The 13,183-nt window shown below is 60.4% G+C and carries 12 protein-coding genes and 1 pseudogene; 10 read left to right on the top strand and 3 right to left on the bottom strand.

Annotated features, from left to right (window positions below):
- Positions 1–11: 11 nt before the first annotated feature.
- The 10 genes and pseudogenes from trbE (at position 12) to AC0X69_RS10410 (ending at position 10,239) form a co-directional block, all read left to right on the top strand.
- Positions 12–2,447 carry a conjugal transfer protein TrbE gene (trbE, locus tag AC0X69_RS10450; protein WP_482607424.1) on the top strand — a complete coding sequence of 812 codons (2,436 nt, stop codon included), beginning with the start codon at positions 12–14 and terminating at the stop codon, positions 2,445–2,447.
- Positions 2,444–3,175, top strand: coding sequence for a P-type conjugative transfer protein TrbJ (gene trbJ, locus AC0X69_RS10445; RefSeq protein WP_482607423.1), 732 nt, complete (start codon positions 2,444–2,446; stop codon positions 3,173–3,175). The genes trbE and trbJ overlap by 4 nt, the downstream gene beginning before the upstream one ends.
- 10 nt (positions 3,176–3,185) lie before the next feature.
- Complete coding sequence (trbK-alt, locus tag AC0X69_RS10440; RefSeq protein ID WP_482607422.1) at positions 3,186–3,566, top strand: putative entry exclusion protein TrbK-alt; 381 nt, start codon at positions 3,186–3,188, stop codon at positions 3,564–3,566.
- 4 nt (positions 3,567–3,570) lie between these two features.
- Entirely contained in the window at positions 3,571–4,824 is a 1,254-nt protein-coding gene (gene trbL, locus AC0X69_RS10435) for a P-type conjugative transfer protein TrbL (RefSeq protein ID WP_482607421.1), read from the top strand.
- On the top strand, positions 4,825–5,505 hold the full coding sequence (gene trbF / locus AC0X69_RS10430; protein WP_482607420.1) for a conjugal transfer protein TrbF: 681 nt from the start codon (positions 4,825–4,827) through the stop codon (positions 5,503–5,505). It abuts the gene before it with no gap.
- Entirely contained in the window at positions 5,505–6,497 is a 993-nt protein-coding gene (gene trbG / locus AC0X69_RS10425) for a P-type conjugative transfer protein TrbG (RefSeq protein WP_482607418.1), read from the top strand. Before trbF ends, trbG begins: the two co-directional genes overlap by 1 nt.
- Positions 6,494–7,705 carry a TraB/TrbI/VirB10 family type IV secretion system protein gene (locus tag AC0X69_RS10420; RefSeq protein WP_482607416.1) on the top strand — a complete coding sequence of 404 codons (1,212 nt, stop codon included), beginning with the start codon at positions 6,494–6,496 and terminating at the stop codon, positions 7,703–7,705. Before trbG ends, AC0X69_RS10420 begins: the two co-directional genes overlap by 4 nt.
- Positions 7,702–7,992, top strand: coding sequence for a DUF2274 domain-containing protein (locus tag AC0X69_RS10415; protein WP_482607414.1), 291 nt, complete (start codon positions 7,702–7,704; stop codon positions 7,990–7,992). The genes AC0X69_RS10420 and AC0X69_RS10415 overlap by 4 nt, the downstream gene beginning before the upstream one ends.
- 489 nt (positions 7,993–8,481) lie before the next feature.
- Positions 8,482–8,637: pseudogene (locus AC0X69_RS23425) on the top strand (hypothetical protein); the annotation flags it as partial.
- A gap of 114 nt (positions 8,638–8,751) precedes the next feature.
- A complete protein-coding gene (locus AC0X69_RS10410) occupies positions 8,752–10,239 on the top strand; it encodes a HelD family protein (RefSeq protein WP_510175243.1) in 1,488 nt (495 codons plus the stop codon).
- Positions 10,240–10,339: 100 nt separating this feature from the next.
- Here AC0X69_RS10410 and AC0X69_RS10405 read toward each other — a convergent pair whose 3' ends face one another.
- From AC0X69_RS10405 to AC0X69_RS10395, 3 genes are all read right to left on the bottom strand, one after another.
- On the bottom strand, positions 10,340–10,957 hold the full coding sequence (locus tag AC0X69_RS10405; protein ID WP_482607411.1) for a LabA-like NYN domain-containing protein: 618 nt from the start codon (positions 10,955–10,957) through the stop codon (positions 10,340–10,342).
- 143 nt (positions 10,958–11,100) lie between these two features.
- Positions 11,101–11,457, bottom strand: a complete 357-nt coding sequence (locus AC0X69_RS10400; protein ID WP_482607410.1) for a TraR/DksA family transcriptional regulator — start codon at positions 11,455–11,457, stop codon at positions 11,101–11,103.
- The gene (locus AC0X69_RS10395) at positions 11,454–13,088 is read right to left on the bottom strand and encodes a peptide chain release factor 3 (protein ID WP_482607409.1); all 1,635 of its coding nucleotides are present in this window, start codon (positions 13,086–13,088) and stop codon (positions 11,454–11,456) included. The genes AC0X69_RS10400 and AC0X69_RS10395 overlap by 4 nt, the downstream gene beginning before the upstream one ends.
- Between the last annotated feature and the right edge of the window lie 95 nt (positions 13,089–13,183).

The raw sequence follows: 13,183 nt of genomic DNA, 5'->3' as shown, positions 1-13,183 counted from the left end.
GAGCGGCGTTGATGCTGAACCTCGCCGAATATCGCAAGAAGCCGCAAAGCCTCGCCGACTTCCTGCCATGGGCGGCGCTGGTGGCACCTGGCGTCGTTTTGAACAAGGACGGCTCCTTTCAAAGGACGGCTCGGCTTCGTGGGCCGGACTTGGACAGCGCGACGCAGGCCGAACTCATCGGCGCGACGGCGCGCCTCAACAACGCGCTGCGGCGTCTCGGCTCAGGCTGGGCGATCTTTGTCGAGGCGCAGCGTAATCCCGCCCAGCACTATCCTGTACGCCGCTTTCCCGATCCGGTCTCGGCGCTGGTCGACGAAGAGCGCAAGGCGCAGTTCGAAGAGGAAGGCGCGCATTTCGAGAGCGGCTATTTTCTGACCCTCGTCTATCTGCCGCCGGAAGACGACGCAGCGGGCGCCGAGAGCTGGCTCTATGAGGGACGCGCCTCTGGCGATACGCCGCGCGCGATCCTTTCTGGCTTTTTCGATCGCACCGATCGCCTGCTACAGCTGATCGAAGGCTTCGCGCCAGAGGCCGAATGGCTCTCCGACGCCGAGACCCTGACCTATCTCCATTCCTGCGTCTCGACCAAGCGTCACAATGTGCGCGTTCCCGAGACGCCCATGCATCTCGACGCGATACTCGTCGACGAGCCGCTGACCGGCGGCCTCGAGCCGCGACTCGGGAGCGCGCATCTGCGCACCCTCACCATCATGGGCTTTCCCTCGGCGACCTATCCCGGCGTCCTCGACGAAATCAATCGGCTCGCCTTTCCCTATCGCTGGTCCACGCGGGCGCTCACCCTCGACAAAACGGACGCCACGAAAGTCCTGACCCGCATCCGCCGGCAATGGTTCGCCAAGCGCAAATCGGTCTTCGCGATTCTCAAGGAGGTGATGACCAACGAAGCCTCGGTGCTTGTCGACACCGACGCGCATAATAAGGCGCTCGACGCCGACGCGGCGCTGCAGGATCTGGGCTCGGATCTCATCGGCGAAGCCTATGTGACGGCGACGCTGACCGTCTGGGATGACGACCCACGCCTTGCCGACGAAAAGCTCCGTTTCGCCGAGAAGGTCATACAGGGCCGCGACTTCACCTGCATGGTCGAGACCGTCAACGCCATCGAGGCCTGGCTTGGGTCGCTTCCCGGACATGTCTACGCCAATGTCCGTCAGCCGCCGGTCTCGACTATCAATCTCGCCCATATGATCCCGCTCTCGGCGGTCTGGGCGGGACAGCTCGCAGACGCGCATCTTGACGCGCCACCGCTGTTCTTCGGCAAGACAGAAGGATCGACCCCGTTTCGCTTCTCGCTCCACGTCGGCGATGTCGGCCATACGCTCATTGTCGGCCCGACCGGCGCGGGAAAGAGCGTCTTACTGGCGCTGATGGCGTTGCAGTTTCGCCGCTATGAACGCTCCCGCATCTTCATCTTCGACTTCGGCGGCTCGGCGCGCGCCGCGACGCTCTCCATGAGCGGAAGCTGGCGCGATCTCGGCGGCGCGCTGTCCGAAGACGCATTTGAGCCTGTCTCACTTCAGCCGCTTGCCAATACCGTTGATGCGGCGGAACGCAGCTGGGCGGCGGAATGGATCGCTTCGATTCTCGCCCGCGAAAATGTAAGCGTCACCCCAGAAGTGAAAGAGCATATCTGGTCGGCGCTCTCCTCTCTCGCCTCGGCGCCGGTTCAAGAGAGAACGCTGACCGGACTCTCCGTCCTTCTGCAATCGAATTCACTAAAACGTGCGCTCAAACCCTACTGTCTCGGCGGACCGCATGGGCGTCTCCTTGACGCCGAAACGGAAGATCTAAGCGACGCCGAGGTCCAATGTTTCGAGACGGAAGGGCTTATCGGCTCCGCCGCGGCGCCGACCGTTCTCTCCTATTTCTTCCACCGCATCGAAGCGGCGCTCGACGGCTCTCCCGCTTTGCTCATCATCGACGAAGGCTGGCTGGCGCTTGACGATCCGGGCTTTGCCGCGCAGCTGCGCGAGTGGCTGAAAACGCTGCGTAAGAAAAACGCCTCCGTCGTCTTCGCCACGCAGTCGCTTGCCGATATCGAAACGAGCCCCATCGCGCCGGCGATCATCGAGAGCTGTCCAACGCGGATCTTTCTTCCCAATGAACGGGCGATCGAACCGCAGATCCTCGCGATCTATCGCCGCTTCGGCCTCAACGATCGGCAGATTGAGATCATCGCGCGGGCGACGCCGAAGCGCGACTATTACTGCCAGTCGCGTCGCGGCAACCGCCTTTTCGAACTCGGCCTTGGTCCCCTAGCACTCGCGCTCTGCGCGGCATCCTCGAAGAGCGACCAGCGGGCGATTTCTCAACTCGTCGCCAAACACGGTCGCGAGGGGTTTGCGCGCGCTTGGCTGACACATCGCGGCCTTTGCTGGGCGACCGAACTTCTCCCCAATCCTGACTCTCTGGAGGCCTCGCCATGAACAGAAAGCGCTCCCTCGCGGCGTCAACGGCTGTCGTCATCCTTCTCTCTCTCAACAGTCCCTCATCGGCGCAATTGGCGGTGTTCGATCCCACCAATTATGCGCAAAACGTCATGACGGCGGCAAATACACTGCGGCAGATCAACAATCAGATCACGAGCCTCCAGAACGAGGCTCAGATGCTGATCAATGAGGGCAAAAATCTCACAAATCTCCCCTACTCCTCGCTGCAAAGCCTCCAACAATCGATCGGTGAGACCCAGCGACTGCTGATTGACGCGCAGCGCATCGCCTATGACGTGCGCCAGATCGATCAGGCTTTCTCGACCCATTATGGGCCGGCAAATGTCTCGACAAGCTCCGCTTCGCTGATCGATGGCGCAAGGCAGCGCTGGCAGAATTCTCTGGCGGCGCTCCAGGACGCGATGCGCGTTCAGGCCGGCATCGTGCAATCGATCGGCACCGCCAAATCCGAAGCCGGGACGCTGCTCTCATCGAGCCAGTCGGCCGTCGGCGCGCTGCAGGCCTCGCAAGCCGGCAATCAGCTGCTCGCCCTGCAAAGCAAGCAACTCGCCGATGTGACGGCATTGCTCGCCTCGCAGGGACGCGCGCAGTCGTTCGAACTCGCCCGTCAGGCTGAGGCGCAGGAACAGGCGCGCGAACAGATGCGCCGCTTCATCGCTCCTGGCCGAGCCTATCAGCCCGGCAATGTCGCCATGTTCCATTGATGGGGCCGACATGAAGATCGAACACTGGCTCATCCCCGAAAATTTAGGACTCATCGCCGTCGGCGTTGTCATTGGCGCCGTCTCACTGATTGGCGTTGAAGCCGCCTGCGACGCCGATGTCGCGGCAAGATTGCGGGCGTCCAAAAACTTCCAATTGATCGCGCCCTCGAAGGCTTCGCCGATCGACAGCGAAACGCTGCGCTGCGCGACGCTTCCCATTGAACAGGCCGACGATCCCAAATGCCAAGCGCTCTGGGCGGCGCAGCGGCGAAAGTTTTTGGCGCCGAAGAAGAAGGACGACGATTCGGGCGCTGCGCCGAAGATGTTTCCCTCAGTCCCGCGCGCGCTCGAAAAGCCGGCAGAGAAATCCGCGCCCGCCCAAAGCGAGTAAGCCGATGGGCGGAACTGGCGTCATCGATCGCTTCCTTGAGGTCTTCACCCGCTATATCGATAGCGGCTTCGGCCTCCTTGGCGGCGAAGCCTCTTTCCTGGCGTCGACCCTTGTCGTCATCGATGTGACGCTCGCCGCGCTCTTCTGGAGCTGGGGCCCTGACGAAGACGTCATCGCTCGCCTCGTCAAGAAAACCCTCTTCGTCGGCGTCTTCGCCTTTCTCATCGGCAATTGGAACAATCTCGCGAGGATCGTCTTCGAGAGCTTTTCTGGCCTTGGCCTCAAAGCCGCCGGCAGCAGCCTGTCGTCAGCGGATTTCCTGCGTCCAGGGCGCATCGCTCAGGTCGGGATAGATGCTGGCCGCCCGATCCTGGAATCGATCTCATCACTCCTTGGCTATGTCTCCTTCTTCGAAAATTTCGTTCAGATCGTCGTGCTGATGTTCGCCTGGACGGTCGTGCTACTCAGCTTCTTCATTCTGGCGATTCAGCTCTTCGTGACGCTGATCGAATTCAAGCTCACGACGCTTGCCGGCTTCATCCTCATTCCCTTCGGTCTCTTCGGCAAGACCGCCTTTCTCGCTGAACGCGTTCTCGGCAATGTCGTTTCGTCCGGCGTCAAGATCCTCGTTCTCGCCGTTATCGTCGGCGTCGGCTCGACGCTTTTCGCGCAATTTACGCAGAGCGCGACTGGCGCTCAACCGACCGTCGACGACGCGATGGCGCTCGTCCTCGCGGCGCTGTCGCTTCTGGGTCTCGGCATATTCGGCCCAGGCGTCGCCAATGGCATCGTCTCTGGAGGACCGCAGCTCGGCGCCGGCGCAGTGGTCGGAACCGGTCTCACTGTGGGCGGCGCAGTTCTCGCCGGGGCCGGCGCGGCGCGAATGGCGGGCGGCTTGCTGACGGGACCAGCCGGAAAGAGCGAGACGCAGGCGGCGGCGATGCTGCCGCCATCGCGCGGTCCCGATGCGCCCGGCGGTGGTTCTCTTAGCGGAACGTCGCCGCGCCCAGGCGGAGCGCCGAGCGGAGGTTCATCAGCCGCTGTTGAACCGTCCGTGGCGCAATCTTCTGGCCCTTCGCCGATCGACGGAGCGGCGGCCGCAACTTCCGCCGCTTCTCCTGCAGGCGAACCCGCCTGGGCTAAACGCCTCAAACGCAGCCAGTCCGTCGCCCATGGCGTCTCGCTCGCCGCCCATTCCATTCGCGCCGGCGACGCGCATGGCGCCGGAGCATCCATCAATCTTTCTGAAGGCCGTTAAATGTTCAAACGCTCTTCCGTTCGCTACGGGCGCACGCCAGAACCGGTCACCCCCTATCAGAAAGCCGCGCAAGTCTGGGACGAGCGCATCGGCTCGGCGCGCGTGCAGGCCAAGAACTGGCGTCTCATCGCGCTCTGCAATCTCATTCTCGCCGGGGGGCTCGCCATCGGCCTCGTCTGGCAAAGCGCGCGCGGTTCCGTCGTCCCCTGGGTTGTGCAGATCGATAAATTGGGAGAAGCGCAAGCGGTCGGCCCGGGGATCGCCGACTATCAGCCAACCGATGCGCAGATCGCCTGGCATCTCGCGCGCTTTATCGAGAACGTCCGCGCCATTCCAGCCGACCCCGTCATCGTCCGCCAGAACTGGCTTAGATCTTACGACTTTGTCACCGATAAGGGCGCTCGCGCACTCAGCGAGTACGCACGGGCCAATGATCCCTTCGCCAAGGTCGGTCAAATCCAGATCGCCGTCGATGTCGCAAGCGTCATTCGCGCTTCGACCGATTCCTTTCGCATCGCCTGGACCGAGCGCCGTTACGAGAACGCCAGCCTCGCGTCGACGGAACGCTGGACCGCCATCCTCACCATCGTCGTTCAGCCGCCGCGCGACGCTGAGCGCCTGCGCAAAAACCCGCTCGGACTTTTCATTAACGCCATCAGCTGGTCGAAGGAGCTCGGATAATGACGCCGATCCGATCCAACAAATTCATCGCCGCGGTGCTCGCTTCGACCTCGCTTTCCGCCTGCATGAGCTTCAAGCCGCCCGAGATCGCTTATGACGATATTCCCGTCCCTGCAGTAATCGAGAGCGAGCCGGAGAGCCCGGTCAAGATCGTCGAGATTCCGAAAATCCTGCCGCTGCCGGGACAGCTCAAACCCTTGTCGAAGTTCAAGGAGACGCCGGAAGCGCCCGATCCAAAAGTCAGGGTGGCGCAGGCGAACGCCGCCGCGCGGGTGCAGCCCCGCCGCGCCGGCTATATCAATGCAGTCCAGATCTATCCCTTCACCGAAGGCGCGCTCTATCAGGTCTATGCGTCGCCGGGAGAGATCACCGATATCGCACTCCAGGAGGGCGAGCAGCTTGTCGGCTCTGGTCCTGTCGCCGCCGGCGACACGGTGCGTTGGATCATCGGCGATACGGAAAGCGGCGTGGGCGCATCGAGGAAGACCCACATCATGGTCAAACCGACGCGGCCTGACCTTATGACCAATCTCGTGATCAACACGGATCGACGCACTTATCATCTGGAGCTCAGATCAACGGAAAAGACCTATATGGCTTCCGTCTCCTGGCAATATCCGCAGGACGAGCTCATTGCGCTTCGACGGCGCAACACTGCGGCCGAAGAAGCTATGCCGGTCGATACGGGCGTCGATCTCGGGAGCCTCAATTTCCGCTACGCGATCGAGGGAGACGCAGCGCCGTGGCGCCCGCTCCGCGCTTTCGATGACGGCCGCAAGGTCTATATCGAATTCCCGCGCGGCATCGCCCAGGGCGAAATGCCGCCCCTCTTCGTCATCGGCGCCTCAGGTAATAGTCAGCTCGTCAATTATCGCGTGCGCGGCCATCACATGGTGATCGATCGGCTCTTCGCCGCCGCGGAGCTGCGCTTTGGATCGGACGACCAAAGGGTGGTCCGGATCGTGCGCAGCGACGGAAGACCAGCCATATGAACCCGCCGGAGCACGAAAAGAAGCTCGCTGAACAATTGCGGCTGCGGCCCGAAAGCCCGACGGTGACGCGGCTTTCGCGCAAGGTGCTCATCACGCTCGCTGGCGTCTCGTCATCGCTCGTTCTCGGCCTGACTCTCTGGGCGCTACATGAGCGTTCCGGCGCGAAGCCGCCGCCCGAACTCTACAACACTGACGCCAAAACCACTGCAGATGGGCTCGCGGCGCTGCCCCGCGACTATACGGCGTTGCCCAAAAACGTCCCGAAGCTCGGGCCGCCTTTGCCAGGAGATCTCGGCCGGCCGATCCTTGCCGCACAGGGTCAATTGCCGCAATCGACAATCGATCCGGAAGAGCAGCGCATGGGTCAGGAGCGCGAGGCGGCGCGCACCGCAAAGCTCTTCGCGCCGACAAATACCCATGGGCGCGTCGCGACAGCGTCAGAGTCGACTCAGTCACTCGAGCACGAGTCCTTGTCTCAGCACTCGCCCTTCTCGGAAGCGGCGCCCATCGATCCTGGCGCGATCCAGAATATGCAGGATCGCAAACTCGCCTTCGTCAATGCGCCGGCTGATCGTCGCACGGCGAGCCCCGATCGGCTCGAACATCCAGCTTCCCGTTACGTCCTGCAAGCAGGCGCTGTGATTCCGGCGGCGCTCTTCACCGGCATTCGCTCTGATCTGCCGGGTCAGATCACCGCGCAGGTAACCGAAAGCATCTATGACAGCCCGACGGGGAAATTTCTGCTGATTCCGCAAGGCTCAAAACTGATCGGTCTCTATGACTCGCAGATCGCCTTTGGTCAGTCGCGCGTGCTCCTCGTCTGGAGCCGGCTCATTCTTCCTAATGGCCGCTCGATCGTTCTCGAGCGCCAGCCGGGAGCGGACGCATCCGGCTATTCCGGGCTTGAAGACGAAGTCGATCACCATTGGCTCCGTCTCACTGGCGCCGCTGCGCTCTCGACCATTCTCGGCGTCGGCACGCAACTCGGCACGACGGGCGACGAGAACGCGCTCCTGCAAGCGCTGCGTCGTGGCGGCGCGCAAAGCCTCAACCAAACCGGCCAACAAATCGTCGGCCGCAATCTCAATATCCAGCCGACGCTCACGATCCGTCCGGGGTTTCCCGTGCGGGTGATCGTCACACGCGACCTGGTGCTCGCGCCTTATCAAGAGCGCGCAACAATCGCCTCAAAGCGAGTTGATCCATGACTAAGTTGAAACTCGCCGCAATCGATGACGACAAACCCGTTAAGCTCACCGTCACGCTGCCGGCCGCGCTTCACCGAAATTTGATCGCCTATGCGGAGGTTCTCGCCAAGGAAACGGGAAAGTCGGTCGAGCCGGCAAAACTCATTGCGCCGATGTTGGAGAAATTCATCGCAAGCGATCGAGGATTTACCAAATCCCGCAACGCCGCGAAGAAGGCTAAGGCGTCAACGTCGCCTTCGTCCAAACCTTCATTCGACTTTCCTTTGCCATCGTCTGGGCAAGGCTGAGGCGGCGTTGCATTTGATGCAGTTTGCCGGCGAACGGCGCCGATGAGGCGCGCTTCGATTAGATCGACTTTCGCTTCCCAAACATTCATCAGTTTGAGCTTTGTAATCTGACTTTCGACCTGGTCCGTTCGATGCTGTCACGCATGACAACAAATTCCAAATGTTCCCGGGTCGAATTAATGTCACATCAGCCGGCTGATATCGCGGCGCTCTTCTTAGGAGACTTGCCGCCGTCCGGTGATGGTAGGCAAGCGCGCCCTTCTTTCGACGCACCCGGCTCAAGGCCGTCGAGGGTCCAGTCTCCAATGGTCCAACGAACTAGGCGCAGGGTCGGATGGCCGATGGCGGCCGTCATTCGCCTAACCTGGCGGTTGCGTCCCTCGCGGATCGTAAGCCGTAACCAGCAGTCGGCGACGCTCTTTCGGAACCGCACGGGGGCCCTATTTCGCCAGGTTCGATTTCCGCCGCGCCGGGGCGGCCGAAAGCCGCGCGCATTACGTCGGCGTGCACGATTTCCGAGACGAGCAAGGCGGAAAGCATTTGGTCTACGACTGGCGCGCGCCGGTTTCCTCTCTGTTCTATGATTATGAAATGGGTCCGGCGCGCTACGAAGCGCCTGCGGGAAGAATCGAGGGGGAGATCACCGGCAAGCGGCAGTTTCGCATCAAGAACGGCTCCTTGGAGCTGGTGATCGAATCCTCGCTCAACATCGTGGACGACGTGCTGCAGAACGAACTCGCCCGGAGTTCCGACCAGGGCATGAAGACCATTGTCGCGACCATTCAGCGCGACCAGAACGCGATCATCCGCGACGCCGATGCGCACACGCTCGTCATCCAGGGCGTTGCGGGTTCCGGCAAGACCTCGATCGCGCTCCACAGGATCGCCTTCCTGCTCTATCGGTTCAAGGATACGCTCTCGTCAGACGACATACTGATCATCTCGCCCAATCGGGTGTTTGCCGACTATATCGGCAATGTCCTGCCTGAACTCGGCGAGGAAACCGTGCCGGAAATCGGCATGGAACGGCTCGCGGCGCAATTGCTGGGCAGCGACATCCAGTTCCAGACCTTCTTCGAGCAGACCGCGCTGCTGCTCGAAAAGGGAGACGAGGCGATGATTGCGCGCCTTCGAGCGAAAGCTGCGGCCGAACTCCTCAAGCAGATCGAGGATTACGCCTGGCATCTCGAAGAGACCGCCTTCCATCCGGCGGAATGCGTGATCCGACGCCGCCCGGTTCCCGGATTTGTGTTCGAACGGGAATGGAAGAGGTGGAAGCACCTCCCGCCCAACGAGCGCCGGTCAGAAGCCGCAAAGTCCGTGATCGAGGAGGTCGAAAAGGAATACCGTATCGAACTGCGCAAGGAGGAACGCGCCGAACTCAGAAAGGCGCTTGCGGGCATGGTTCGCCGTCCCACCCTGCGCCAGGCTTACAAGAATTTCTATAATTGGATCGAGCGGCCCGAATTGCTCCGTCCAGTCGGCGGTAAGCTGGAATACGCCGATGTCTTCCCGCTGATCTATCTCAAGATGCTCACCGAAGGCGTCTCCAATCCCTGGGCCGACGTTCAGCACCTTCTGGTCGACGAGATGCAGGACTATACGCCGGTGCAATATGCCGTGCTGGCCAGACTGTTTCCTTGCGCCAAGACGATCCTTGGCGACGTCAGCCAGTCGGTCAATCCTTACAGCGCCTCGCGCTCCGAGACGATCAGGCAGGTCCTGAAGGGCGCCACCCTGGTGACGCTCAACAAGAGCTATCGCTCGACCTACGCGATCATGCAGTTCGCGCTACGGATCGCGCCGAACCCGGATATGGTCGCCATGCGGCGCCATGGTGAAGAACCCCGAGTGGTACAGTGCCGCAGTGCTAAGGACGCCGTTTCCGCGATAGCCGCCGAGGTGCAGGACTTCGCGGCCTCATCTCATTGCAGCCTGGCGATCCTGGCGAAGACTCAGCCCGAGGCGAAGAAGCTGCACCAGCAACTCGAACAGGTAGGCCTCTCCGCCCGGCTGCTCGATGCGGAAAGTACGGGCTATCCTGCTGGCGTTATCATCTGCACCCCACATCTCGCCAAAGGCCTGGAATTCGATCAAGTTATCATTGCCGATGCAAGCGCCAAGAGTTATGCCACTGAAATGGACCGCAACCTGCTCTACGTCGGCTGCACGAGGGCCATGCACCGGCTGACTCTGATTTCAGCCGGGGAGGTATCAGCGTTCGTACAGGCGACCGACGAGAGTTGAGCGGTGATCTCGCCCCGGATCTCGTTCGATAGACGATCTAAAAATCCGGACCGGAGCCGTTGGCGAGCCGCTGCCCATCGACCCCGGCGCGACCCAGTGCCTATACTGTCCGCTCAGCAACAGAGCTTACGTGGGCTCGCGAAGAGCGCGGGCGCCCGATGAAGGGCATTAGGTCACGCAAATCCACGAAGTGGTCACTTTGGCGTCGAAGCTCGGTTGAGATCATCGGAGGGTTGGATGTTAATAGCGACACCGTTGTCACGCGTACGCCTTTTCGCTGTACGGCCTTGATCAGCGCCGCAAGATTGCTGTCTCCGGAAAACAAAATCAGATGCTCCATTGTTGTCGCCATCTCAAGAGCATCGACGGTCATTTCGAGCGATACGCGGCCTTTCAGAGCGTGACGCCCATTTGCGTCTACGAACGCGCGGCCAGGCTTTTCACGAACGACATATCCGTTGTATGCCAGCCAATCCAAAAACGGACGCATACTGGAATATTCTCCGTCCGTCGTCAGCGCATAGACGAGCGCGCAGACCAACGGCATATCGCCAAAGAACAATGCGCGAAGCTTTCGATAGTCGATATCGGCGTTCAAATAGTGAAGACTCGCGTAGGTGGAACGCGCATCGACCATGAGCACGGAACGGCCGGGAAAAAAGAAATCCTGCCCGCTTCGGGAGGGATGCGAAAGGATTGGTTGAAGGTCGCGGACCATGGTTGCACCTCAAGAACGAATAACACCTTGCGAACGGAATCGTGCTCGCAAAACAAACTTCCCGGCGATTGGTGGGAAAAGGCGCCTGTTCCGAGTTTCTACGGTGGCGTGCTGGTATATTGCAGTCTCAAAATCATAATCGTTTACTCTTTGCGCGAGGCGCAGCTAACGCAGAGATGGGCAGTCGGATCGGCCCGCAAGCGACCTTCAGGAATTTCATCGCCGCACTCGACGCAGTAGCCGAACTCTCCTTCATCCATCTGGCGCAAGGCTCGCTGGATGCGGCTGATCTGCATCTTTCGTTGCCGATCGGCGGCGAGCGCCATCTGTTGCGCTTGCATTGCATCCATCCGCGATAGGCGGCCGACGCTCTGCTGGTCGAGCTGGACCGCTTCTCGGCTTTGCGCGCTCGACTCACGCAAAGAAAGAAGCTCTTCGAGCATCCGTTCGAGCGCGGGACGAAATGTCTTGATGCGCCGCTTGTCCTCGTCGGTCATCATGACTGTGTTTCTCCATATCGTTCCCTTACTTTGAGGAACTCGATATCTGGCCACTCTTCGATCGCACGATCCAACGCCCAGGCGTTCCTGGCGAGGAACACCAAGGCGGAGTCTTTATCCTCGGCGATACTGAAACGGTTTGCTTCGCAAAACAGTCGCAGACGTTCGGGCTTGTCGCTTGAAAGCCATCTCGCAGTTTCGTAAGGCGCAGGCTCCAATTTCACCGGCACGCCATATTCTTCGCTCAGCCGGGAAACCAATACGTCGAGCTGAAGCGATCCAACCGCTCCCAAAATTGGCCATGACTCGAAAATGGGACGAAAGACTTGGGCGACGCCCTCTTCAGCCATATCGTCAAGCGCCCGATTAAGCTGCTTGGCCCGCATAGCGTCCTTAAGACTGACACGCCTTAGAATTTCTGGAGCAAAGTTCGGTAGTCCCTGGAACTTGAGATTTTCGCCTTCCGTAAGCGAGTCTCCGACTCGCAACGCGCCATGACTGGGGATGCCGATGATGTCGCCAGGAAACGCCTCGTCGATCGTTTCGCGCTGCTGAGCGAAGAAAAAGATCGGCGCGCTGACCGTCATCCACCGACGTTCACGTGCGTTGAACAGTTTCATTCCGCGTCGAAAGCGGCCGGAGCATAGACGAACAAAGGCGATGCGGTTGCGGTGATTGGGGTCCATATTCGCCTGGACCTTGAAGACAAAACCGCTAACTGAGTCCTCATTCGGCGCGACGACCCGCTCCGTTGCTTTCCGCGGAAGCGCCCCAGGAGCCGATTGGGCCAGGAATTCCAGCAGCTCAGCCACGCCGAAGTCTCTAAGCGCGCTGCCAAAAATGACCGGCGAGAGATGTCCTTCTCGGAACGCTCGGATGTCGAACTTCGGAAGACTGCTCAGACATAGGGCGAGATTTTCGAGCGCCGGCCCCGCAATACGGCTCTCGATAGACGAATGGGCATAAAGCGCGTTGATGTCTGCAAGCTGCTCGGCGCGTCCGAATGCATCAGTTCGCGCTTGCCTGGGAAGCAATAGACGCGGCCCTTGGACATCGAGACAACCGCGGAAGTCGACTCCCATGCCAATCGGCCACGTCAGCACAGTGAGATCTAAAGCCAGCCCCGATGAGATCTCGTCGAGCAGCGCGAGCGGATCGAGGCCTTCCCGATCAATTTTATTAATGTAAGTGATGATTGGAATGTCACGTAGGCGACAGACCTCAAATAGCTTACGCGTTTGACTCTCGATTCCCTTGGCTGCGTCGATGACCATGACAGCCGCGTCGACGGCGCTCAGAGTTCGATAAGTGTCTTCGCTGAAATCGGCGTGACCCGGAGTATCGAGGAGATTGAATATCTTCCCACCATATTCAAAGGTCATCACCGAACTGCTGACCGAGATGCCGCGGGCCTGCTCGATTTGAAGCCAATCGGAACGCGTCCGCCGTCGTTCGCCGCGCGCCTTCACATGCCCCGCCATCTGAATGGCGTCACCGAAAAGCAGAAGCTTCTCGGTTAATGTCGTCTTGCCCGCGTCGGGATGGGAGATGATGGCGAAGGTTCGTCGACGTTCTGCTGCCGAACGCCCGCACAGTGTTGTTGTTAAATTGGAAGTGGGAACTTGAAGCATAGCGCATCCATCAATGGGGAATTAGGAAACCCAAGTGATGCAGCGGCCTATGGATCCTGCCTCAGATAAACGTGGATGTCCGAGGTATTTAACCA

This window comes from Methylocystis sp. Uni0008 (assembly GCF_056838045.1).
The sequence above is the reverse complement of the archived record's forward strand: the minus strand, read 5'-3'. Positions and strand labels throughout refer to the sequence as shown.